Source organism: Vreelandella titanicae, assembly GCF_014697095.1.
Classification (GTDB): Bacteria; Pseudomonadota; Gammaproteobacteria; order Pseudomonadales; family Halomonadaceae; genus Vreelandella; species Vreelandella titanicae.
The window spans coordinates 5056217-5080903 of the sequence record NZ_CP059082.1 but is presented as its reverse complement, the minus strand read 5'-3'; the positions used below and the strand labels follow the sequence as shown (position 1 = coordinate 5080903).

20 protein-coding genes are annotated in these 24687 nt (G+C 55.7%); 10 read left to right on the top strand and 10 right to left on the bottom strand.

From position 1 onward, the window contains the following. Positions 1-20: 20 nt before the first annotated feature. The 5 genes from HZS52_RS23430 to HZS52_RS23410 form a co-directional block, all read right to left on the bottom strand. Entirely contained in the window at positions 21-893 is an 873-nt protein-coding gene (locus tag HZS52_RS23430) for an ABC transporter substrate-binding protein (protein ID WP_190373838.1), read from the bottom strand. 171 nt (positions 894-1064) lie between these two features. Next, positions 1065-3266, bottom strand: coding sequence for a TonB-dependent siderophore receptor (locus HZS52_RS23425; protein WP_088700810.1), 2202 nt, complete (start codon positions 3264-3266; stop codon positions 1065-1067). A 225-nt stretch (positions 3267-3491) separates the two neighbouring features. Further along, the gene (locus HZS52_RS23420) at positions 3492-4349 is read right to left on the bottom strand and encodes a formyltransferase family protein (protein ID WP_190373837.1); all 858 of its coding nucleotides are present in this window, start codon (positions 4347-4349) and stop codon (positions 3492-3494) included. Positions 4350-4526: 177 nt separating this feature from the next. Further along, on the bottom strand, positions 4527-5819 hold the full coding sequence (locus tag HZS52_RS23415; RefSeq protein WP_190373836.1) for a lysine N(6)-hydroxylase/L-ornithine N(5)-oxygenase family protein: 1293 nt from the start codon (positions 5817-5819) through the stop codon (positions 4527-4529). Between the two features lie 23 nt (positions 5820-5842). After that, a complete protein-coding gene (locus tag HZS52_RS23410; RefSeq protein WP_223828008.1) occupies positions 5843-6955 on the bottom strand; it encodes a GNAT family N-acetyltransferase in 1113 nt (370 codons plus the stop codon). A gap of 211 nt (positions 6956-7166) precedes the next feature. Between HZS52_RS23410 and HZS52_RS23405 the strand changes: the two genes are divergently transcribed. Next, the gene (locus HZS52_RS23405; protein ID WP_190373834.1) at positions 7167-8822 is read left to right on the top strand and encodes a cyclic peptide export ABC transporter; all 1656 of its coding nucleotides are present in this window, start codon (positions 7167-7169) and stop codon (positions 8820-8822) included. Here HZS52_RS23405 and HZS52_RS23400 read toward each other — a convergent pair. Then, positions 8808-9431, bottom strand: a complete 624-nt coding sequence (locus tag HZS52_RS23400; RefSeq protein WP_190373833.1) for a cytochrome b — start codon at positions 9429-9431, stop codon at positions 8808-8810. The two genes, HZS52_RS23405 and HZS52_RS23400, sit on opposite strands and share 15 nt — an antisense overlap. Next, positions 9424-10380, bottom strand: coding sequence for a siderophore-interacting protein (locus HZS52_RS23395; RefSeq protein WP_190373832.1), 957 nt, complete (start codon positions 10378-10380; stop codon positions 9424-9426). The genes HZS52_RS23400 and HZS52_RS23395 overlap by 8 nt, the downstream gene beginning before the upstream one ends. A gap of 189 nt (positions 10381-10569) precedes the next feature. On the opposite strand from HZS52_RS23395, the gene fhuB reads away from it, so the two are divergent. Then, entirely contained in the window at positions 10570-12570 is a 2001-nt protein-coding gene (gene fhuB / locus HZS52_RS23390; protein WP_190373831.1) for a Fe(3+)-hydroxamate ABC transporter permease FhuB, read from the top strand. A 52-nt stretch (positions 12571-12622) separates the two neighbouring features. Further along, positions 12623-14284 carry a multidrug ABC transporter permease/ATP-binding protein gene (locus tag HZS52_RS23385; RefSeq protein ID WP_190373830.1) on the top strand — a complete coding sequence of 554 codons (1662 nt, stop codon included), beginning with the start codon at positions 12623-12625 and terminating at the stop codon, positions 14282-14284. 46 nt (positions 14285-14330) lie between these two features. Here the strand turns inward: HZS52_RS23385 and HZS52_RS23380 are convergent, their stop codons facing one another. The 3 genes from HZS52_RS23380 to HZS52_RS23370 form a co-directional block, all read right to left on the bottom strand. Continuing rightward, positions 14331-14606, bottom strand: coding sequence for a HigA family addiction module antitoxin (locus HZS52_RS23380; protein ID WP_190373829.1), 276 nt, complete (start codon positions 14604-14606; stop codon positions 14331-14333). Positions 14607-14620: 14 nt separating this feature from the next. Next, positions 14621-14899, bottom strand: coding sequence for a type II toxin-antitoxin system RelE/ParE family toxin (locus tag HZS52_RS23375; protein ID WP_190373828.1), 279 nt, complete (start codon positions 14897-14899; stop codon positions 14621-14623). A 116-nt stretch (positions 14900-15015) separates the two neighbouring features. Then, positions 15016-15918 (bottom strand): helix-turn-helix domain-containing protein, encoded by a 903-nt coding sequence (locus HZS52_RS23370; RefSeq protein WP_190373827.1) that lies wholly within the window; start codon positions 15916-15918, stop codon positions 15016-15018. Positions 15919-16017: 99 nt separating this feature from the next. Here HZS52_RS23370 and HZS52_RS23365 point away from each other — a divergent pair, with 99 nt between their 5' ends. From HZS52_RS23365 to HZS52_RS23340, 7 genes are all read left to right on the top strand, one after another. After that, complete coding sequence (locus HZS52_RS23365) at positions 16018-18021, top strand: TonB-dependent receptor (protein WP_190373826.1); 2004 nt, start codon at positions 16018-16020, stop codon at positions 18019-18021. Next, positions 18018-19049 (top strand): methyltransferase, encoded by a 1032-nt coding sequence (locus HZS52_RS23360; RefSeq protein WP_190373825.1) that lies wholly within the window; start codon positions 18018-18020, stop codon positions 19047-19049. Before HZS52_RS23365 ends, HZS52_RS23360 begins: the two co-directional genes overlap by 4 nt. Next, entirely contained in the window at positions 19046-19315 is a 270-nt protein-coding gene (locus HZS52_RS24575) for a hypothetical protein (protein ID WP_223828007.1), read from the top strand. The genes HZS52_RS23360 and HZS52_RS24575 overlap by 4 nt, the downstream gene beginning before the upstream one ends. Before the next feature lie 23 nt (positions 19316-19338). Continuing rightward, complete coding sequence (locus HZS52_RS23355; RefSeq protein WP_263365003.1) at positions 19339-20289, top strand: MFS transporter; 951 nt, start codon at positions 19339-19341, stop codon at positions 20287-20289. A 74-nt stretch (positions 20290-20363) separates the two neighbouring features. Beyond that, entirely contained in the window at positions 20364-20918 is a 555-nt protein-coding gene (locus HZS52_RS23350) for a sigma-70 family RNA polymerase sigma factor (RefSeq protein WP_190373824.1), read from the top strand. Next, a complete protein-coding gene (locus HZS52_RS23345) occupies positions 20919-21944 on the top strand; it encodes a FecR domain-containing protein (protein WP_190373823.1) in 1026 nt (341 codons plus the stop codon). A gap of 92 nt (positions 21945-22036) precedes the next feature. After that, complete coding sequence (locus tag HZS52_RS23340) at positions 22037-24505, top strand: TonB-dependent receptor (protein WP_190373822.1); 2469 nt, start codon at positions 22037-22039, stop codon at positions 24503-24505. Positions 24506-24687 lie beyond the last annotated feature (182 nt).

The window sequence follows — 24687 nt, the reverse complement described above, 5'->3', positions numbered from 1 at the left end:
GTACGCTTAGCGCGCTTTGATTAAGTTTGGGTATCTGCTTGTAGTGCTTCTTTGAGAGATTCAGCAAAGCGGAGCATGGAAGGGAAGCCTCCCCATGGCCAATAGTTTCTTTCCATACTTACCGACGTATCATCTAGCCAATGCTGCCATAGCCCTGACTTTGGTAATGTTGAACCAGATATGTCTTGAGAATAAGCTGGCTGGAGAACAACGATTTGGCCTGTTAGTGCAAATGCTTCACGAACTGAAAGAGTACTGAACCCCCAGTTATTAGTAGGCCCCTGCCAAGCATTTTCAAATCCAAGCCGTGTCAAAGCTGCATCTTCCAGGCTCCCTGGCCCATAGACACGCACATGCTGGTTGTCTCGGATTTCGATAATCAGTAGAGTTTCTGCAGGCCTCCCAATCTGTGCCGCAATCGCTGACATTCTGGCTTCTACAGAGTCAATGAATGCTTCGGCCTGCTGTTGCCCGCCATTCAGCTCCCCCACATCCCTGGTCAATTGTTCAAGGCTTAGCCAAACATCCAGACCTTGCATAAATGGCCGGATTTTTACTACATGAGCAATACGGGAAAGTTTGTCTTCTAAGTTCAGATGGGCTGGTGGTGCTATCACTATGTCATCAGGTTTCAGTGATGCAAGATACTCAAGATTGGGTTGAAACCTAAGTCCGAGTTCAAAGGTATCAGGAAGTAGATATTCTTTGTATAATTGTCTGTATTGTGCTAGGCCAGCTAAAGCAATGGGTGGTTGGTGTAAGGCACTAAGCGTATCTGCCACCGCATAATCAAAAGTAACATCACGCTGCTGATCATCAGCGTTAGCCGCAGATAATAAAATTAATATAAGCAATATTGGTAACATAAGATTTTTATAGGCTGATGATGTCATGTCGTCTTTGTATACCTTGACTAATAGATAAAAAATTAAACTTTGGTTTTTGATCTGTCATTATAATAGGGGAGTTTAAATAAAAAAACGAGATGCCTATGAGTATAAAGGCACCTCGATTTTTCATTGTAGCCTGAATGTTTTTTCTTAATTCCTCAATAGGACAAGCACCTACCAACGATAGCTGACGGTTGCTGTCACATTGCGCTCTTCGCCAAAATGACAAATCCTGAAGCTAGAGCAAGAGGACGTATACTCTTTATCAAGTAGGTTGTTGGCATTGATCTGCAAGTCCATGCCTTCAAGGTCGCTTGATAACGCGCCCAGATCATATTCCAACATGGCATCGACCAGAGTATAGCCACTTACTTGGAATGTATTGGCCTCATCACCCCATGTAGAGTCGTTGTAGCGGACTCCCGCGCCAATCCCCAGGCCGTTTAACGCTCCCTTCGTGAATTCATATTTGCTCCACGCAGAGGCCATATGACGGGGCACGGCATAAGGAGTATTTCCTTGGGTTTCATCGTTGGTCTCGACGTACTCCATGTCCGTGTATGTGTAGTTGGCGAGTAACGAAAGCTGCTCAGTGGGACGTAAGATGGCAGAGAGTTCTAAGCCGCGCGAACGTACTTTCCCGATAGACTCATAGAATGATGTGTTAGGAATGGCTTCGGAAACATTCTTCTGCTCTAAATGATATAAAGCGGCCGTGTATTGGTCATTGCTGCCAGGGGGTTGATACTTGATACCTGTCTCGTACTGAGAGGCCTCGCTGGGATCTAATGTGTTTCCTGAGGCATCAGTTCTTGTGGCGGATGCTGCCTGAAATGATTCCGAGTAACTGACGTAAGGGGAAATACCGTTATCAAAGGCATACAATAAGCTGGCACGACTAGTGAACTTCTCATTGTCACTTTCAGAAGACATGCCTAAGTTGGTATAGGCGGTACTGGTGTCTGCCCAATCCTGACGCCCTGACAGGTTGAAACGCCAGCGATTGAAACTGATCTGATCCTGCAAGTAAAATCCAGTCTGCTCTACCTTATTTATGAAATTGGTGGGTGTTCCATATGTAATTTGAGTGTTTCCATACTGCGGGTTGAAAGCATCCAGGGGAGACGCCGATCCGAACTGCCAGTCTCCAGAGTTGCGTTGGTACTGGTAGTCCACACCGGCTAGCAGTGTATGTTCAAGAGATCCGGTCGTAAAATCCCCCTGTAGCTGATTATCCACATGGTAGGCGTGCATGGATTCATCGGCTCTCGCTGCGCGTCGATTTAGCAGATTACTATCCCCTACGTAACTACTGGAATAAATTGAATCATAATCGATAGTCGAAGAGGTAAAGCGGAAGTTCTGCCGGGCTTGCCACTGATCGTTGAACTGATGTTCTAGTTGGTAACCTATTAGCCGTTGATAACGCTCGAACCCATTGACGCCTGGCTCGCCATCAAAAAAGTTATTATCGATCCGTCTACCATTATAATCTCGCACCGTACCGTCGGCTGGTGTCCAACCATAGTAACCACGATTTGGCTCGTGCTGCAGGTAGGCCATGACGGTTAATGATGTCGCATCGGTTGGCAAGAACGTCAAAGAGGGGGCAATGGTATAGCGCTCGTTCTCTACATGGTCGAACTGACTGTCCGAACCGCTGGCTAGCCCTACTAGGCGATAGGCGACCTGCTGGTTTTCCCCTATGGGGCCACTGACGTCAAATCGTGCTGTACGTTTATTATGGCTGCCCGTTTCTAGTTGGATCTCATGGCTAGATGAAAATAGAGGGCGTTTACTGGTCAGCCCAACCAAGCCACCAGGGTAGCTTTGCCCGTACAAAACGGATGTCGGCCCCTTGAAAACATCGATCCGCTCAAGAAAATAGGGATCAATTTGTAATGAATTATAGCCCGAAACATCGCTAGCCATTTTAAGGCCGTCAAAATAGATGTTGTCGATACTGCCGACGCCCCCAAAGCCGCGCATATTGATAAAATCAACACGACCTCCAATGCCATTGCGGGTGCCTGTGAAGACACCAGGGCTATAGCGTAGGGCTTGCTGTATCGTTTGCGCGCTTTGATCTTCGATCTGCTCGCGTGTGACCACGGATACCGACTGGGCTGTCTCCATCAGAGGAGTGTCAGTCTTGGTGGCACTGAGACTAGTATCGGCGGTATATCCCTCAGTCGGCAGTAGGGCACCTGAAACTCTGTCCCCTGTTACTCGCACTGTAGGCAATGTGTTCGGCGCATTACTATCTAATTGCGTGTTCTGCTCAGCATTTTGAGCAAGCACAGCTGCCGACGTGCTGCAGGCAGCCAAAGCAACTGCGGCCGTTAGCCACCGCTTGCGGAAAAAGGGTTGGTTCACGAATGTTCTCCTTGCATGAGGTTCATTTTGATTTTATGTAAATGCTAATTGTTATTGTTTGTATTATGAGTATCTGTATCTTGATGTCAACTTCATGTGAGCACCCAGGGGGACAAAACCTGAATTCAAATCAAAAAACGGGGATTGGCTTAAGATTATGGTGCGAAGGCTTCGTGCTCACAGGTAGGGGAACACGAAGTGTTGTTGCTTGGGTTAGCGCTGCGGCTATTCAATTAATTCAGCATGTTGAGAAGCTGTGATGTTGTTTTTTAGAGCTTCCAGCCCCTCGTGAAGCGTGGGAAAGAGGCTTTTATTGAAGTTTCTCCACCGTAATTCAATGATGGAGTCATCGGGTTCGATATGAGTTTCTAATAGATCGTAGATGACTTCGCCAGAATCAATTCCGCTGTCGACAAAGTGGAGTGAGGCGCCGGTCTTGTTGATAGCAGGAGTGCTTTCGGTCTCCATTGTCTGCCAGTTGATAACTTTTTTTCCTTGAGCCCCGTACAGTGCATCAAGTGTTGCCGAGGCACCTCGTCTTTGATAGGGAGAGTCTTGGCGCGTAATACCGGGATGGATATTGACGATCTTGCGATAAAAAGGACTCTGGGGGCGGATGAGCTCGTCTAGAATAACTAATAGTCCGTCAAGGACGACGACGTCTGCTTCGATTGCCACTAACTTCTCTAGCAAGCTTTTTTCAAACGTCGACTTCGCAGGGAGTCTATCGGGTGAGTCGCTTGGTAAGCGTCGGTAAGTGGATGGTATAGAGCAAAAGAGGTCGTCAATGTGGCGCCCCGACACTAAGAGCTCTTGTGGCAATATCCATGGCCTTCCAGGATGACGACAGAAACCATAGTCTTTGAGCTTCTCTTGGTCTTTTATTGAGCCTTCATCGTCATCATAAATCACTGTTTCCAGAGAGTAGGCATCGCCTAGCGGAGTCTCGTTGAGAGATGTCACCAGATATTCAAGGGGTGACATCATGTACTGTTTCTCCCCCTTATACTCAATGTGTTGCCCAGCTTTATCGGCTGCAGCATTTCTCAGTGACATAATATAAGCTAGTTTGAGTTTAGACATGTTTTATCCATGTTTTTTAATAGTAGATAGTAGTGGTCTTAAGGTGCATCAGCCATGCTGATTCAACGCCTGAGCTCTAACCGAAACGGTATTCAAGAACAGCATCTAGTTGTGACGCCCAGTGGTCAAGATGTGGCCTGACCACTGGTATGATTTATGAAAGTGAGTTGGTGAAAACTAGGATATAGTAACCTCCTGCTTACAGGGAGAAGGGGCATATAAGGCAGTTGTCTGATCTAGTGCATCACAAATCTCACTTGTCCGTGCTGCCAAAATCGATAGCAGGGTGTCGCTTAAGCCATGGGTGGGTTCACAACTGCCTTGCAGGAAAATAGCCGGTTTAAACTCAGGCTTGGTATAGAGCTGATAGTAGCGGTTGACGGCAAAATCAGGCAGGTAGTCTGCAACAGGGGCCAGTAGCTGTTTATGGGTGTCGCGTACATAGCCGGTGGCTAACACCACTGCGTCGTAGCGGGTGGACTCCGTATGGCCGCTCTCCAAATCGCGCACAAGTAGCTCAACGCCTTCAGGGCCTGCTTCACTGCCGATAACCTCATGGCGGCGGCGGAAGCGGTGGCGTGCTTGGCCGGTTACTTTTTGCTGGTAGAACACATCGTAAATCTCCTGAATCAGCGCCAAGTCAGGGGCTGAGTAGTTGGTGCTTTTGTACTCCTGCAGCAGTGCTTCCCGCTGGCCGGTGGGGTTGTTGAACACGTAGTCGGTGTATTCGGGATTGAAAATCTCGTTGACGAAGGGGCTATCGTCGGAGGGTTTAAAGGCCCACGCCCTGCTGATAAGATCCACCTGAACGCCTTCGCGGCCGTGCAGGTCCAGGAATATTTCAGCGGCGCTCTGGCCGGCGCCGATCACCGCGATGCGTTTAGGAGCGTCTTGCTTTGCCAACTCTCTGAGGTAGTGGCTGGAGTGGAAGACCCTCGGGTCGCCTTTTAGCCCAGCGAAGCATTCAGGCACATTAGGCGCACCCCCCACGCTGATTACCAATGAACGGGTGAGCCTTTCCTGCACCGCGCCACTCTCATCCCGTGAACGCACGCGGAGATAGGCGACCTCGTCGTTATCAGTTTCGGGCAGCACTTCAAACACATCCTCTCCATAGGTGCACTGGTGTTCAAAGTGGCTGGCAGTCCAGCTTAGGTAGTCATTGAACTCGTGGCGGCTGGGAAAGAAAGTTTGTAGATTGATAAAGTCCTGCAGACGGCCTTTGCTGTGGAGGTAATTGAGAAAGCTGAAACGGCTTCCTGGGTTGCGCGGCGTGACGAGGTCTTTGAGAAAAGAGATCTGCATATGGGCATTTTCCAGCAGCATATGCGGGTGCCAGGCAAAGCAGGGCTGGCGTTCAATAAAGAGGGCATCCTTCGCTTGCCCTGCCTGACGCTGTTCGTCGAGCGCAATGGCCAGGGCAATATTGGAGGGGCCGAAGCCGATGCCGATCAAATCGTGAATATGCATAAGAGTCCTCGTGGCTGATGTGTCTATGGGGTGAAGCGTGGATCGGGTCGTGGGGCTGACCCAGGGTGCGAGGGCTGCGGAACCCAGCAGCGCTCGTTGAAAAAGTGTTCGCGTAGCTGCATGCCGAGCATGGCCCGCTTATGGGGGAAATCGAACGCCTTTACATGGGCATAACCGCACTGGGCAAGGTTGCGCAGCATCTTGGTGTTATCCACGCGGGGTTCAATCACCAGGCGCTGGGTGCGACAGTCGTCCAGAAACAGGTAGTGAGAGATAGAGGGCAGCCAAGCGGCGACATAAGGCCGCCCGCAAAAAGCGGCTTCGCCTATGAGTACGTGCCAGCCACGGTCAAAGTCACTGGTATCGTAATAAGCGCCGATGCGATCCTCCTTGGCCCAGTAGGTCTCGAAATAACCGAAGGGTTCACCGTCGATACAGCCGATCAATGGCACAACGCTGGGGTTCTGGAGCGTGCTTTCTAGCCGCTCGCGATGCTGTTCCAAATCACCCCGCTCTTCCCAGAAATGGGCGACGACCGGGTCGTTCATCCAGCGGTTGAAGCGCTCCAGATCAAGTTCCAGGTCAAGCACTCGAAAGCTTAAGGTGGCATCCAGCCAGGCAATATGACGCTGATAGACCGTGCCACTGGGGCGCGGCGGGCGGCGTGGGTGTCGTTTTCCATTCTCCAATATGGGCTGCTGCGGGTAAGGGCACGTGGGTGGCGAGTTAAGCCAAAGTGTGGGTAACTGCCAAATTAACTCGGCATAGACCCAGAGCTCCCCATGGCTTTCTTGAACCGCGATGCCGGCGGCACACAGGTTGGCGTGCAAAACACTAGGTAGCTGAAGGCGTAGCGCAACACTGGCCGGGTAAAAGGCAAAAGCCCCTTCGATAGCGGCAAGCAATGCCGGGAAAGGTGGTGCTGAACGCTGTGACCACTGCAGCATCAAGGTGCTGTTATCGTCTACTAGCAACCACTCAAGACGCTCTTGATGTCCTTCCACATAAAGTGTCTGCGTGGTTACCTCATAGGAAACTTGATAGGTGCACCCCTCTGGGCGTGAGAGCAGCGGGGCCACCGCGTAGCTTTCAGAGGGTACGTGTACCTGTGGTTGTGCCTGGACAGAACTGGACACCGCTAAGCTCCTATCGAAAAAACGAATCAAAAAACAGCAATAAAAAATCACCCCCATCGAAGGGCGGCGTACTGACTTCTCTATCTAAAGACGAATGAGAATGAGGCATGTTTACAAGAAAGGTGTTTAACTTTTTGCAGCGGTGATTCGTCTGTATGGGTAGGTACTGCTTTCCAATCGCTTTTTCTAATAGCTTTCCAATGAGGTGAATGTGCTTCTCTATCTGTTTCGTCGAACCCGCGGGTTGATGACCGCTGCTGCGCTGGCCAGCATTCTCTCGGGGCTTTTCAGCGTGCTGCTGATTGCCCAAATTAATGCGGCGTTAACCAGCGACTCCGCCAGCCGCGCCAATGCTGCCTGGGCCTTCGCGGGTATCGCCGTGGCCCTAATGGTCTGTCGGATGGTGTCGACGGCGCTGTTTGAGCGGTTGGGGCAGCGTGCTCTGGCCGAGTTACGCAGTTTTGTCGCCCAGTGCGTGGCCGAGACCCCCTTTGCTCAGTTCGAGCGTGTGGGCAGTGCGCGGATCCAGTCGGCGCTCACCGAGCACAGCAACAACGTGGCGGTACTGTTCGTTAGCTTGCCGGTGATTTTGACCAATACGGTCATCGTGGTGGGGTGCTTGGGCTACCTGGCAATGCTCTCATGGCAAGTGTTCTTGTTTGCACTTGGGGTGATTGGGCTGGGTGCTGTCGGCTACCATCTGGTGCACTTACGCGCTATTCATTACCTACAGTCCGCTTCATCCGAGCAGGATCGTCTGTTTGGACATTTCCGCGCGCTGACCGATGGTGCAAAAGAGTTGCGGCTACACCAACGCAAGAGCCGGGTCTTTATGGATCAGATACTGGGGGAGTCGGTTGAAGGCGTGCGGCGGCTGCGTACCTATGGCATGTCGCTGTTCGTGATCTCGACCAGTTGGGGGCAGTTCCTGATGTACGCCTTTATCGGTCTGGTGCTGTTTGTGTTGGCGGGCGATGGGCCTAATCAAACCCAGGTAATGACCGGTTTTGCCCTGGTGTTTGTATTTATGGTGACCCCCCTTGAAGGCTTGCTGATCAATATTCCGCGAATCAATATGGCGCGGGTAGCCGCTAGCCGAATTGATGACATCACACGAGAGATGCCCCAGGGGCAGGAGAGACAAGCGACTACCCAGACTACCCAGATGCCTGCTTTGCAGCATCTTGAGTTGCGCGAAGTCACCCATCAGTACTACCACGAGCAGAGCGATGACTTCTTTGAGCTGGGGCCGATTAATCTGAGCTTTACGCCGGGGGAAGTGGTGTTTCTGGTGGGGGGCAACGGTAGCGGTAAGACCACGCTGGCCAAAGTAGTGGTGGGGCTTTACCCGCCGGAAGGTGGCGAGGTATTGCTCAATGGCGAGCGGGTCGAAGCGGATGGCTGGGATGCCTACCGGCAGCTTTTCTCGGTGGTGTTCTCAGACTTCCATCTCTTTGAGCGCCTGTTAGAGGCACCGCGTGATGGCCTGGACGAGGAGGGTAATCGCCTGCTGGCCAAGTTGCACCTGCAGCACAAGGTGCGGGTTGAAAACGGTGCGTTCACCACCCAAGCACTCTCCCAGGGCCAGCGTAAGCGTCTGGCGCTGGTGGTGTCCTACCTTGAGGATCGGCCCTTCTTGGTGTTTGACGAGTGGGCGGCGGATCAGGATCCGTTATTCAAAGAGGTGTTTTACTGCGAGGTGTTGCCCGAGCTAAAACGCATGGGCAAAGCGGTGCTGGTCATCACCCACGATGACCGCTATTTCCACCTCGCAGATCGATTGGTGCGGCTAGAGAGTGGCAAGCTGTTGACTGCTGAGTCTGAGACTGCCGAAGAGCCGCTAGCGGAACCCTCATCGGCCACTTGACCCCACCATACGCGCCAGTACTCGGTCTTTAAGCCAGAAGCGGTGAGTCAGCGCCATCATGATGTGGCCGATGACTAATCCACATAGCAGCCACGAGAGCGGGCCGTGAAGGAGCTCGGCGGGGGCGACCATCCAGGTGATATCGCGTTCCGCTTCGGGCAGCAGCTCCATGCCATAAAAGAGTAGCGCCCCGCCGCGGCCGTACTGGCGCAAAATAGCGAAAGCGGGCAACCACATTAGTAGCCCATAAAAGGTGATATGGACAAAGCGCGTCAAGCGCCCACCTAGCCCTGGCGTGTGGGGCGGGCGTTGTTTGCGATTTATCCATGCCCAGCCAAGGCGAGCCAGCGTCACGATCAGAATCATAAATCCTAATGAGCCGTGAGGCCCGATGCTCGCCAAGAACAGCGTGATAGCGTTTTCGCCCATTCCTCTCCAGGCCAACAACACGGAAAATTGCAGCGTGACCAGCGCGGCGGTCAACCAGTGCAGTACACGGCTGACCCGCCCATAGCAGTTGGGGCTGTCTCGCCAGCCAATAGGCGTTTGAGCTGGCTTGCTTGTGATATCACTGTTTAACGCCGTGTTGTTTGCCGTTCCTTTAACCATTGGCCTTGCCCTGGCGCCAGTAGCCCATGCTGGTGACGTACTGCTTGGGTAGCCCGCACTCGTTGACCAAATAGCGACGCAGCTTCATGGCGACCTTGGTTTCAGCGGCAATCCAGGCGTAGAAGGGCGCACTGTCATCCAGGGTGGCGGGTTCCCAGAGAGGGCCGTCCTCATCGTCGCTTTCGCTGTTGGTCGTGGCGCTGGTAGTGACGCTGGTAGTGGTGTTAGTAGGCGTGCCGCCTAGCGCTTGAATTTCCCTATGTAAATCGATATCACGTAGCGCTCTCATTAGCAGCTCACCGTGTTGGCAGGCGGGCTCAGCGTCGCGGGCCAGCCAGCGCAGCTTGGTGGCCTGGGGCAGCGGCTGGACATCGTCGCGGCGAGGCACTTCGAATAGCGCTTCGACCTTCGGCTTGAGAGGCAAATCATCGAGGGTTTCCAGAATACCGGCGGCGGCGGGGAGGGCGGTTTCATCGGCGATGATCAGAATACGGCGTACGCCTTGGGGCGGCTTCCACTCGTAGCCCAACTTTGGGCCTTCCGCGTTAGCGTCGGGGGCTGTCATGGCTAGCCGGTCACCCGGGCGGGCGTGCATTGCCCAGCGCGATGCGGGGCCATTGTCGCCGTGGAGTACAAATTCAACGTCCACCTCAGCCTGCTCCGGGCGGAGGGCGCGAATAGTGTAGGTGCGCGCTGAGGGCCTTTGGGCATCCGGCAGTGCGCGGTAGGCGCCGTACCAGTCGTGTTCTTCCAGCTTGGCAATTTCAAACAGCGGATCGAGACTGCCACCGCCTTCGGGAAAGAATAGCTTGACGCGCTGATCCGGTGCGTAGGTCGCCATTTGGCTGACTTCCGGGCCAGTAAAGGTGAACCTGACTAATGAGGCGCTGACTTGGGTACGCCGGGCTAGGGTGATATCGAAAAGCTGGTAGCTCGGTTTGGCTGCCATAGTGATGCCTCCTTTATATATAAGGAGTCAATTGTAGTGCTAATTATTATCATTTAGAATCGTTGTTAGTTATTCAATCGCTAATTTCCATAAACTCGTTTGCATAAATAGTAAGGCTAAGAAAATGACGCTGCTGCCTATCACGTCTCTTTTGGCGAACTGTCCGGTTATCACAAAAGGGTGCTCGCTATGCTAGGCGCTGCGCAATTTACCCAAAGAATGGGGGGAATGTCGCCTGCTAAAGCCTGCCTATTACTTAGCCTGCCCATGGTGGTGCTGTTTTGGGTGGGCCTAGAGGGCCAAGGCGGTTTCGCGCTGGGCCTGCAGGCATTAGTGGCCCCTTCTTTTGAGAACGTTGACGAGCTACTGCTTTACTACGCTTGGTGGCCGCGCCTCTCTATCGCTCTGCTCGCTGGTGGCGGCCTGGGGTTGGCAGGCGTGCTCATGCAGCAGGTGCTGCGCAATCCCTTGGCCTCACCCACCACCTTAGGGGTGGCATCGGGCGCTAACCTGGCGTTGATGACCGCCACCTTGCTGGCGCCGGGGCTGCTTGTCGCCGGGCGCGAATGGGTCGCCTTATTGGGTGGCGCGCTAGCGGTTGGATTAGTGTTTCTGCTCTCCTGGCGGCGCGGGCTGGCGCCGATCGTGGTGGTGCTGGCGGGCCTGGTGGTCAATCTGTACCTGGGGGCACTCTCCACCGCGCTACTGCTGTTCAACCACGAGGCGCTCTCCGGGCTACTGATTTGGGGCGCGGGCTCGCTGGCGCAAAATGGTTGGGACGGCTTTGCAATCCTCTGGCCTCGGCTGGCGATTAGCTGCGTGGCCGCGTGGTTTTTGCTACGGCCCTTGGCGGTGCTGGAGCTGGACGACGCCAGCGCCAAGAGCCTGGGAGTCTCGCTGACCTATCTACGCTTTGCGGGGATGGGGTTGGCAGTATTTATTACCGGCAGCATTGTCAGCGTGGTGGGCATCATCGGTTTTATCGGCTTGGCAGCGCCCAATATTGTGCGTATGGCCGGTGCGCGCCGCTTAGGGCCGCGGCTAATCTGGTCGACGCTATTAGGGGCCGTGCTGCTGGCTACCACGGATCTGCTGCTGCAGCAGTTCGGTGGCATGGTGGCAGCTTTTATTCCTACCGGGGCGATTACCGGTGCCCTGGGGGCACCGCTGTTAATGTGGCTGATTCCGCGCCTGAAACTGCAGGGCGACCAGCCGCCGAAAGGGGCGGGGGTTTTCGCCCGTCGTCACCCAGCGCCTTCACGTTTAGCCACCGGATTACTGCTCGCGTTACTGGGGGCAACGGTTCTCGGTTTGCTGTTTGGCCAGGGCGTAGATGGCTGGTATTGGCTGGCGCCCAATAACTGGAATGTCATGCAGTGGCGCATGCCCCGGGTGATGGCGGCAGCCGCCAGCGGGTTGATGCTGGCGATTGCTGGGACGATTCTTCAGCGCCTTTCCGCCAACCCCATGGCTAGCCCCGAAGTACTGGGTATCAGCGGTGGCTGTGCCATTGCGCTGATTTTGGGGATTTTCCTGCTGCCTGCGCCCACCAATATGATGCTGATTGGCGTGGGTACCCTGGGTGCTTTCGCGACGCTGCTGGTGTTGGTGGGTATCAACCGCAAGAGCGGTTATCTCCCCGAGCGTTTACTGCTCACCGGGGTGGCGGTCAGCGCGATGTTTGATGCAGTGCGCAGCGTGATGCTGGCGGGCGGCGACCCTCGTGGCCAGCAGGTGATTGCCTGGCTGGCGGGCTCCACCTACTACGTGGATATCACCAATGCGGTGGTGGTTGGGGGCATTGCCGCTGTATTGGCGCTGATCACGCTGCCCTTCACCCGCTGGTTGGATATCTTGCCCTTAGGCGCGCCGACGGCCAAGGCGCTTGGGGTAACCCTCAATCGAGCCCGTTTGGCGTTGCTGCTACTGGTGGCGCTATTAACCGCTTGCGCCACCCTGGTGGTGGGGCCGCTTTCGTTTATTGGCCTGCTGGCGCCGCATATGGCGCGCTTGGTCGGCTTCTCCCGGGCGGGTCAGCATCTGCTGGGGGCGGCGTTGATCGGCATGCTATTGATGGTGCTGGCGGACTGGGTGGGGCGCCAGATTATTTTCCCCTATGAGATACCCGCGGGCTTGGTCGCTTCACTGATTGGCGGCGCCTACTTTATGTGGGGGCTGCGGCGTTTGTAATTACCAGCGCTTTTAGCGGTTAAAGAAAACAGAATGCCGGGGAGTTGTGTTCATGGAGCTGTTGAGGATTGTATGGCGTGATTATCGTTGGCCGTTTGTGGCCGTGGTACTGCTTAGCCTGACAAGCGCTGGCTTGGGCATCGGTGTCATCGCCTTTATCAATCAACGGCTGCTGGGTACCTTCACTGACCCCTGGCGCATCCTACCCGAATTCTTGGGACTGATCGCGCTGCTGCTGGTCATTACCCTGGCATCACAGTTGGCGCTGACCACGCTGGGTCACCATTTCGTTTACCGGCTGCGGGGGCAGTTGATCAAGCGAATTCTGGATACCGATATCGAACGCACCGAGCAGATTGGCAGTGCGCGTTTGCTGGCGAGCTTGTCCAGCGACGTGAGTTCAGTGACCGTTGCTTTTATACGCTTGCCGGAGCTGGTGCAGGGTGGGGTGCTGACGATAGGTGCCACGCTTTACTTGGCGTGGCTTTCGCCTGCCATGCTGGGTGTCACCGCGCTTTGGGTGATCGTGACGGTGTTGATTGGCATACGTTTGGTGGCCCGGGTCTATGGGCATATGGCCAAACTGCGCGACATACAGGATCGTCTCTACGCGGATTACCAGTCGGTGATCGAGGGGCGCAAGGAGCTGGCGCTCAACCGTGACCGTGCCGAATGGCTGTATCGTGATGTCTATACGCCTAACGCACAGGATTGTCGGCGTCATTTTATTCTTGGTGATACCTACCATCTCAGCGCGGTGAACTGGTTCAACATCATGATGCTGGGCGCCATCGGCGTCGCGTTCTTTTTGGCCAACGGTCTGGGTTGGGCATCGGTGCAGGTAGCCACTACTTTTTCACTCACGCTGCTGTTTTTGCGTGCGCCGTTGATGCAGGCCATTGGCGCTTTTCCGACGCTGATTAACGCCCGAGTGGCGTTCGAAAAAATCAGCAGCTTAGACCTGGCCGAGCATCGCGAGGCATTCGGCCACTCTGCGCTGCGCCACGACTGGCAAGAGCTAACCCTGGAGCAGGTTAGCTATCGCTACCCGGATGAGGAGTCTCGGGCGGGTTTTGCCATCGGCCCTATCGACCTGACCTTGATGCGTGGCGAGGTAGTGTTTCTGATCGGCGGTAACGGCAGCGGAAAATCGACCTTGGCGAGGCTGCTGACTGGGCTCTACCAGCCCCAAAGTGGCTGTGTACGGGTCGATGGCAGGCCGCTGCGGGAAGAAGACTGGACACGCTATCGCCAGCACTTCTCGGCCATTTACACCGATCTGCACCTGTTTGATCGTTTGATGGGCCCAGCGGGCGAGTCACCCGACCCGGCGCTGGTGGAGGAGTGGCTTGCCGCGCTGGGCATGCATAGCAAGCTCGACTTCGACGGCGATCGCATCACCAACGTCAACCTCTCCCAGGGCCAGCGCAAGCGCTTGGCGATGCTATTAGCGGTCGCTGAACAGCGCGACCTATTGCTGCTAGACGAGTGGGCCGCCGACCAAGACCCCCAGTTCCGCCGGGTCTTTTACCGTGAGCTCTTGCCGCAGTTGCGAGCGCTGGGCAAGACGCTGGTGGTGATCAGCCACGATGACCACTACTTCGACCAGGCCGACCGGCTGCTGGAAATGCGACAGGGGCAGTTGGTAGAGCTCACCGGCGAACAGCGAGAAGCCGCCAGCCGCGATGCGGTGGCCCGGGTGGGTAGTCATTGATGTGAGTCGCTTAGAATAATTAGTTATAGTGAGTGATATCGCTTAGCTAAGCTGCGCCCTGGTTATGGCGAAGCTGAAATAGGTCATAATTGGTTTGCATGGATAGCCAGAATTCGGCACTTCCGGCATGCATTTTTTCTAGAGCCAATGCCATTTCAGGTGTGACGGAGGCGCTGCCATTAATTACCCGGTTCAGGGTATTGCGGTGGCAACCGAGCTGTTCGGCGACCGATGCCACGCTGCCAATCTTTTGGCCGTCTTCGTCCTCAATCAGACGTTGCCGGATAATGCGACCCGGATGTGAGGGGTTACACATGGCCATTGTTTCTTCTCCCATCAGTGATAATCGTCATAGTTCAGCAGGTAAACATTACCGTCTCGGAACTCAAAGAACAGTCGCCAGTTACCCGATACCTTGATGGCATACTGGCCGTCCAGTTTTCCAGTTAGAGGGTGAAGATCCCAGTTGCCAGCCGCTATATCGTCGAGACTTGTGGCTGCGTCCAGTACGGTCAGACGATCACGGAGACGGTCGACATGATCGGCACGGACGCCCTTGGTGCTTCCTTTATCGAAAAACAGCTTTAGTCCCTTATGTTTGATGCTTTTAATCATCCATCGTACCGGCTTATGCCTAACTGGCTTTTATCTATTGTAGTGTGTCGCGCGACAGTGTGCAATTATGCCGAGACTCGCTCGGACAGCTGCATCAGTACTCGCAATACTTGTTATCAACTTTTGCGCTGCTTAATGGCTTTAGGGGCATAACCGAAGAAACGCGTGAAGGCAGCGCTGAAGTTACTTGGGTGCCGATAGCCCGTGGCGTAGGCGGCCTGAGCGACCTGTTGACCGCTCTCCAGCAGCGTATGGGCGTGGCGCATGCGCTGTTGATGAAGAAAGTGCTGAGGCGTCGTGCCAAACATGCGGCGAAACCCCAGCTTAAGCTTCTGCTCTCCTAATCCCACCCGTGCTCCCAGATAGGCTAGGGTCAAGGGGCGATCCAGTTCGTTGAGAAGGATCTCACGGGCCTGAACGATGCGCTCGGCGTCTGCGCTGGCGATAGTCTGTGTAGGGCAGGGTTCCGGCAGCAGCATCTCAAGTTGTTCCCCCAATAAGCTCAAGGCGTGAATGTGTTGCTGGAGCCGAGCGCTGCCTGTTTGGAGGCATACCTGGAGCGCCTGCAGATGTGCATGGCTGGCTGGTGTCGTAGGCCGAAAAGCCAGCGGTCGAATACCCCCAGAGGCGGGGAGTGCTGCTTGATATCGCTCGCCCAGGTAGCGCGCTAGCCAGCCAGTGCTGGCGACAAGGCGTAACTGAAGCACTGTTTCCCCTTCCGGTATATGGCGTTCCCCCTGGCTGTGGTCAAAGGTGGTTACCGTGGTGTGACCGTGACCGAAATCGATGCGCGGCCCCCAGCGCTCTCGGTAATCAGAGTGGCCTTGTAGACCAAAGGTCACAATCACGCCTGCGCCCGTATGGGGTGTGCGGCTCTCTTCGACGAGCGCTTGTTTAGCAAGGTAGCGGGTTAACACTACCGAGAGGCCATCATCCAGCACGCAGCATTGAGAACCTTGCAGAGAGTCGCCAATGGGGCGTGATGCATCGCTACGCATAAGAAGTGAATTGGTTTGCATATGAATGAGTATGATAATTGCTATCGTTTATAGCTAGCCTACTCCCTTGAATGTTCCCGCGCTAGTCGGGAGCCAGAAACAGCGCTAAGGGGGTGGGCGATGCAGAGCAAGGGGTTGAAAAGAAATGCAGTGGTGGTGCTTCTGCTGGGGGGATGCAGCGTGGGCAGCATCGCTAAAGGGGAAGTACTACCCGTGGTGAAGGTAACGGCTAACAAGGTAGCGCAGACTGAGCAAGAGGTGCCGGCGAGCCTGGTGGTCATCTCTGGCGAGACGCTGGCGGATGCCGGTGCTGCCAATATTGGCGACTTGGCGCGCTACGCGCCTGGGTTGAGTTTTCAGCCCTTTGGCCAGTCGGGTACCGCGCTGCCGGTAATGCGTGGGCTGACCTCAGGTGCCACCGCTTTCTCCTCATCAGTACTCATGCTGGTGGATGGGGTGCCCGTCGTGGCTGGCCAAGGGTTTGATCACAACCTGCAGGGCGTGGAACGGGTTGAGGTGCTGCGCGGGCCCCAGTCGACGCTGTATGGCCGCAATGCCGAGGCCGGCGTGGTCAGCCTGCATACCCGACAGCCGGATGAAGGCCCCTATGCCGAACTGGAGGCTACGCTGGGCAGCCGTGATCTGAACGCGCTACGCCTCGATGCCGCTCAGGCACTCGTACCCGAGCAGCTCTATTTGGGGGTCAGCGGGGAGTGGCGCCAGCAGGATGGCTTCGTGGATAACCTGGCGCGTGCGGGTGAGGCAGATGACCGCGAGCGCAAGAGCGGGCGGCTACGTCTACTCTGGATGCCGACAGCGGATACGGACGTTACCTTGCGCTATGGGCAGTTACACTACCAAGACGGTGCGACTCCTTGGGGGCCTGCCGGGTCAAACGTTCACGATACGCGTCGCATTGACTCCCCCAGTCCCGGCAGTAACCGCTCCAGCGGGCGGGATATTTCCCTGGATGCGCGTCATGCCTTAGCGCCTGATTTGACCCTGAGATCCATCACGGCGCGGCGCGAGATCCGTGATCGCGTCACCCAGGATACCGATTTAACGCCAGCTCAGCGCTTTGCCGTCGGGCGCGACCAGCGTTTGACCACCTTATCCCAGGAACTTCGCTTGGAGCGTCAGGGCGATGAGGGGCAGAGCAGTTGGGTGCTGGGCCTGTACGGTGACCGTGATGATCATCAACTGCAGTTCGAGCAACGCAACCCGATGGGCACCCAGCGCAGTGAGGCGACGCTGGAGGCTGAGAACCTCGCGCTGTTCGGGCAGTGGACGTTGCCGCTGGGCGAGCGTTGGCGCCTGACACCAGGCCTGCGCTTAGAGCAGAGCCGGGTGGCGTTGACGCCCCGGGGTGCCGGGCAGCGCAGCAAGCGCTGGGATGATGTTACCTCGCAGTTGGCCCTGCAGTACCGCTTGGGTGACGACGACTGGCTGTATGCCCGCTATGCCGAAGGGTTTCGTGCCGGTGGTTTCAACGCCTTCTCTGCTCAGAGTGACTATCCCGGCTACGAACCTGAGCAGGTGGCTTCCTACGAGCTGGGTATCAAGGGGACAGCGATTTCGCAACGGCTACGCTATGGGCTAGCCAGCTACTGGATGACCATTGACGACATGCAAGTCCAGCAAGTTATTCAGCCCGGTAGTGTGCAGATCACCAATGCTGCCGCGGCGAGTTCCCAGGGCGTAGAGCTGGATATTGACTACCTGCTGGGCGGACATTGGACGCTCCAGGCGGGCCTGGCCCTCAATCGTACCCGATTTCGCGAGTTCAACGACCTGAGCGGTGACCACGCCGGCCACCACAACCCCTTTGCGCCCGATATCAGCGGTCGGTTGGGGCTGCGCTACGACTCACCCCAGGGCTGGTATGCCCAGGCCAACCTGAGTGGCATGAGTAAGACCTACCTGGATGCGGCCAACCGCTTTAGCCGCCCCGGTCATGCCCTGCTCGATCTGGCCGGTGGCTATCAACAGGGGCCATGGCAACTGGGGGTCTATGTGAACAACACCGCTGACCGACAATACGATGCGGTGGGCCTGCTCAACGGCACGATACGGGAGTACAGCCCGCCCCGTGAGATTGGCTTGCGTGTGGGGGTGTCGTTATGAGTCGGCCCGCGGATGCGCTTCCCCATGCACTGCAGCCCTATTGGGATCTATCGCTGGCCGCTGTACAGGCCGAGGCCCTACAGCTTGCCTTAGCAGAGGATCTATTTGAGACGCTGGCGTCGCCCTGCACCCCCGAGGCACTGGCACAAATGCATGCATGGCAGCCTGAAGCCACGCGTCACTGGTTGACGCTGTTATGGAGCATGCAACTGCTCGACCGAAGCCGCGATGCGGCGGGTGAGTGGCACTACACCAGCAGCGAGGTGGCGCGGCGCTATCTGGCGTCTTCCTCAGCGTTAGACTGTGGTGATGCCTGGCGCTTTCGACTTGCTTCCCTGCGCGATTTCGGTGCCGGGCTAGCCAATGGCTTGCGCGGACAAAGCCGGCCAGCACCGCTGGCCAACGGTGAGCGCTGGGCCGTGGCAGCGCGCGGCCATCTAGCACGCGAGCAGGCGGCGGTAACGGCACCTGCTGCCTGTGAATTGGTGGCGCAGCGGAGGATGCCTAAAGCAGCTTGGCGGCTGCTGGATCTAGGCGGTGGCCCGGGGCTGGTCGCTGTCGCCCTGGCGAAGGCGTTTCCACATATGCACGGCGTGGTCTTTGAGCTGCCCGAAGCCGCCGATGTGGCCGCGCAACACATCGCCGAAGCCGGCCTGGCCTCGCGTCTTGAAGCGCGGGGCGGCGATCTGGCGAGGGATGACATCGGTACCGGGTACGACCTGATCTGGTGCTCTGCGGTACTGCATTTCGTGCCCGAGCTTTCGGCCTGTCTGGCCAAATTGCATGCCGCACTAAAGCCCGGCGGCGAGTTGATCTGCGTGCACGCTGAAATTCCCGCAGAACCCGAGGCGGCCCGCCGGATGCTGTCCTATTACCTGCCGCTGCTGTGGCAGGGGCGCCGGGTGACTCAGGCCGGTGATCTGCGTCAGGCACTGCTGGCGCAGGGTTTCGAGGTGTGTGAGGCGCAGCCGATTGCGCTTCCCATGGCGCCTGCCACGGCTCTGGTGGCGCGTAGGAGGGCGAAATGATGCGATCTCTGACCGCCCGGCAACTGGCATTTGGCTGGCTCCACTTTGCTCTGGCGCTGCCCAGTATCTATCTGCTGTTGGGAATGCCGCTGGTACTGCGCGAGCAGGGCTGGAGCGGTACCCAGATTGGCCTACTGCAACTGGCGGGCCTGCCAGCGGTGCTCAAACTGGTGATGGCGGTTCCCGTTGAGCGCTGCCGCCTGGGTGGCGGAGGCTATCGCGCCTGGGCTGGTCTGCTCGGATTGCTGTTGGGCTTGGCGTTCTAGGGTTAGCGTACGACTTCCCACTAGTGCAGCCGCCGCGTTTCTATGCCTGGGTGCTGCTGATCAGTTGGTTGGCGACTTGGGCTGATGTGCCCGTGAACGCGCTGGCGATTCGCTGCCTGCCCGCCGAAGAGCGACTACGCGCCGGGGGAATTCGTTCGGCGGCGCTGTTTCTGGCTGCGGTGGTGGGCGGTGGCCTATTGCTGGTCGTGCACGAGCGTGCAGGGGGAGCAGTGCCCTTCGTACTGATGGCGTTGCTATTGGCCGTGGGAGGACTCTTATTACGCTGGATATCGTTACCGCCAGAGACCGGCAGGCAACGGTATGTCTCGGTAACGGAAGCAGTTCAACCTGTGAGCCATAAGGGGGCAATGGGCTTTGTCCGTCAGCCAGCCGCAGGTCTTTGGGTAGCCCTGCTGATGCTACTCTTTCCCTTCGTTGGCGCCGGTTGGGTCTATCTAAAACCGCTGTTGCTCGACCTGGGGATGCCAGCGGAGCAAGTCGCCTGGTGGGTGGGGGTTGGTGGTGGCATAGCGGGCGCCCTGGCTAGCCTGGCGGGGCAACGCCTGGCACGGAGTGTTGGGCTTGGCCGTGCCTTACCGCTGTTAGCCGCTTTGGCAACGCTGGCCCTGGCGACTCTGGGGGGAGTGGGTTACATGGCTGCGGGGTATGGCCTGTGGCTGGTGGGCGCAGGACTGTTGGCCTGTGCCATGGGAGCGCTATCGGGCGTAATGTTCGGCCTGATGATGCACTTCGCCCGGTCTGGGTATCAGGCGCTGGATTACGGTCTACAGGCCAGTCTGTTCACCCTGTCGCGTTTGGCTGTGCCTGTGCTCGCCGGTATTTTGCTAGACCGGCTGGGCTACCCGGCTATGTTTACGGCGTTGGCGCTAGGCATGGCGGCGGTGACAGTGATGGCGCTGCTGGGGGGTAGGATTTTGCAGGGTGTCATATCAAAAAATGGAGAGATTCGTTGAGCACCGTGCATTGACACTGTCTGTGAATTGAAAAAGAATAAGAATCATTTTCGTAGAAGTGAGGCACTTTTTATATGGCGGCGGCACCCCGATCAGCCGAGCCTGCGGCTTACCATACCGGCTGTCGAGACTCCCTCGGAGAACTATATCACCACCATCAGCCTTGGTTGCAGCAATTACTCAGCCATCGGTTGGGGTGCAGTGAGTCGGCGGCGGATCTGGCACAGGATGCGTTTGTGCGGTTACTGAAAACGCCCCGCCACCTGGATAGTTTCGAGGGTGCCAGAGCCTATCTTAGCCGCATGGCCAAAGGGTTGTGCGTGGATCATTGGCGCCGCCAGGATATCGAGCGCGCTTGGCAGCAAGCCCTGGCGGCCAGTGCTGAGGCGCATTTGCCCTCTGCCGAACACCAGCAAATTGTCATCGAAACACTGTGCGAAATCGACCGCATGCTGGCGCGGCTACCCGAGAAAGTCGCTAGCGCCTTTTTGGCTTCGCAGCTACACGGTAAACCCTATCGGCAGATTGCTGAGGAGCTGGGGGTTTCCGAACGCATGGTCAAAAAATATATGGCTCAGGCCATGCTGCAGTGCGCGTTGATCGAAGCAGGCTTCGAGGCGAGCCTCTAAATGGACTCTGCCGCCAGCTCCGATGAAGCCGCCAGGCGTCGTGCGTTGGCGGAGGCCGCCGAATGGTTTGCCGAGTGGCAAGCGGGGGAGTTGTCGGCAACAGAGCGTCAACGCTGGCAGGCATGGCGGGATGCCAACGACACCCATCGCTGGGCTTGGCATCAAGTGGAAGGCGTCAGCCGCCGCTTCACTGACAATCTAGGCAAGGATGAGCGGCAAACCGCTGACAGCGTGATTAGCCTGGCGCGCCAGCAGCGGCGGGGGCGTCGTCACCTGTTGGGTGGGCTGGCAAGCCTCGCGCTGGTCTCTCTACTCACCGCAGCGCTCTGGCAAAGCACACCACTGCCACGACTAGTACAGCAGTGGGGCGCTGATTATCATACCGCCACCGGCGAAATCACTCACATCGTGTTGGAGGATGGTACCCAGGTCTGGCTGAGCAGCGCCTCGGCGCTGAACGTCGATTACGACCAAGAGCAGCGCCGTTTGGCGCTGGTGACCGGCGAGATACTGATAGAGACCGGCAAAGACACCGAAAGACCGTTTTACCTGGATACCCGCAGTGCGCGACTCACGCCCTTGGGCACGCGTTTTAGTGTGGGGGAGCAGCCATCAGGTGAGCTGATGGCGGTGTTTGACGGTGCCGTGGCCATCCAGACCCTGGGCGATGCTCAGCATGCGAGCCAGCGGCAGGTGGTCACTGCCGGGCAGCAGGCCCGCTACGCCGCTGACCGCATCGGTGAGCTCACCCCCGCCGAAGGCCGTCGGGAAGCCTGGGCCAATGGGATTCTGCTGGCCGAGAACATGTCGCTTAGAACCTTCGCCGCGGCGCTTAGCCGCCATCATCGTGGCCGCCTTGAGGTCGACCCGGCGGTGGCGGATCTCACCCTGCTCGGCGCTTTCCCGCTCGATGATCTAGAGCGCACCCTGAACATGGTCGAGACCACGCTGCCGGTAAAGGTGCGCCAAGTAATGCCCTGGTGGATCAAAATAGAGGCAGGTGAAGCAAGCTCCAGCGAGGAATAAAAAGAGAAAAACTGGTTTTCTGGTTCCCCTTTTTCGCGCTGGTTCGATTCCCCTTTATAAGCACTTAAAACGTATCTGCAAGGGGAATCGATATGCTCAAGCAGCGCACTGCACTGCAACCGCTTACTGCCCAGCACCAACCGACGCTTAACCGCCGCGCCTTGGCGCTGGCGGTGCATTTTGCCGCCGCCGGATTATTGGCCGTGCCGCAGCTATCGCAGCCAGCCATGGCCCAGTCCACCCAGCAGCAAACGCGCCACTATGACATTGCCAGCGGCCCGGTAAGCAGCGTCATCAACCGCTTCGCCGCCGAAGCGGGAGTTTTTATCAGCGGCGCTGGCGAGCTGGGGGAAGGGCGTCAAAGCCCCGGCCTGCAAGGCCAGTATCGAGTCGATGAAGGGCTGGAACGGCTATTGGCTGGAACGGGGTTAACGGCAGCCCGGCAGGGTGATGGTAGTTATCGGTTGGGAGAGCAGGCAACGGATGTGGAACTATCATTAATGGAAGTCACAGGCTCTCGATTTTCAAGCCAAGCCTTACCCGTTACTTATTTTGGTGGGCAAGTGGCAACTGGCGGGCGCCTTGGTTTGCTGGGCAACATGGATATCATGGATACGCCCTTTAACATCACCAGTTACACCTCCGAGCTCATTGAAAGCCAGCAAGCCAGAAGCATAGCCGATCTTACTGATAATGATCCCTCAATTCAGATTAGCACGCGCGGAAGAGGCACCAACACGGGAGGTGATACCTTTCAAATTCGTGGCTTCACTCTCTTCAACAGTGATATTTCTCTTAATGGTCTCTATGGTGTGATGCCACTAAACACTATATCTATGGAAACTGTAGAGCGTGTGGAAATCATTAAAGGGCCCAATACCTTATTGGGCGGAGTATCACCTGGTGGCAGGGTTGGTGGAGCAATAAATATTGTCCCAAAGCGAGCAAGCGATACTCCTCTAACAAAAATCTCAGCCGTTTATCAAAGCGACTCACAGCTAGGCACTCACATAGACACTGGCCGCCGATTTGGAGAGTCCAGTCAACTTGGCGTACGTTTTAATGGGGTCTTCAGAGAAGGGGATACGGCAGTCGATGGCCAATCCTCGACGTTAGGCGTTGCCAGCCTTGGCCTTGATTACCAAGAGGATAACTATCGTTTATCGGCTGACCTAGGCTATCAAAAAGATAGAACAGATGCTGGGAGCGGCTTTGGCTCAGGGCTTCAGCTTCGACAAGGAGTAGAAGTCCCTTCTGCCCCCGATGCAAGCAAGCAAACAGCTCAATCATGGGAAGAAATAGAGAACGAGGATACTTATGCTGCTATCCAAGGTGAATATGACCTATCTTCTAATTGGACTTTTTATGGTGGATTAGGGGGACGTAACAATACGCGTTACAATCTTAGAACTAACCATGCATTGATAGATGCGCCAAGCCCTTTGGCCTCATATCCCGTCTATTATCCGGATTATGTGGATACAATGAGTGCCACATCAGGGATTCGTGGTCTTGTAACAACAGGTGATATAACACATAACTTCAATATAAACGTCTCCAAACTAAGGGAGGAAGGTGGGTATCTATACGAGAGCAGCGATGTAAGTCTTTCCAGCCTTCACCGTGTGGGTGTGATTGCTCTTCCTGATCAATTCGAGCTTTCCAGAGATATCCCAAAATCATTTGAAAGAGAGTTAACATCTATAGCAGCAGCAAATGTAGTGGGATTGTTTGATGAGCAGTTACTTATTACATTAGGTGCGCGTCATCAGAATGTAAAGATTGAGAATTTTGACACTGAAAGCGGAAGTAGAACTTCTCTTTATGATGAGAGTGCTATAGCACCCGCAGTAGGAATAACGGTAAAACCCACTGACAACATTTCCATCTATGGTAATTATATTGAAGGACTTGATCTCGGTTATACTGCCCCAGCGACAGCAGAAAATGTTGGCGAGACATTTCCTCCATCCAAAACTCAACAACTAGAAGCGGGTGTAAAACTAGATCTTGGCAATTTTGGGGGATCCGTGAGCGCCTTCGAGATTCGGCAGCCGAGTACAATCACTCTTCCAGGCTCTACTGATGGAGCATTTATATCGACTCAAGATGGTGAGCAGCGTAACCGTGGCGTCGAAATAAATGTCTTTGGCCAACCCACATCAACCTTAAAGCTTTTAGGTGGTATAGCTTATCTACAGCCAACTCTAACTGAAACACAAGATGGAGTTAATGACGGCAATCAAGCACCGGGAATTTCACGATGGCTAGGTAATATTAGCGTTGAGTGGGATGCCTCTATTTCAGGATTGTCTCTAAATTCAAGTGTAGTTAGCAGCAGTTCGCAATATATTGATGCCAGTAACGCTCAAGAGATTCCAGGGTGGACACGTTGGGATATTGGAGCAGGTTACCAATTTGATGATCAACCTATAATAGTGAGAGCTAATGTAAATAATCTCTTAGGTAAGAATTACTGGGAATCTGCTGGTGGGAGCGGCGGAAGGCTTCGCCTCAGCGAGCCAAGAAGTGTGGTGCTGTCTGCAACTATGGAATTTTAGTTTTAAGTCGCTACCCCGCTGATGGCGGCGGGGTGGCGAGTTATTAATAATTTTTAGATGTTGCTGCTATAACAATAAGTGGTGCCTATCCTTGATGGGCTTAGAGAGGCCGCTTTCAGCAGCATAAAGACTACAGTTGCTTTACTAAGATCAAGCAAGGACTGTCATGCTCCGTATCTGTA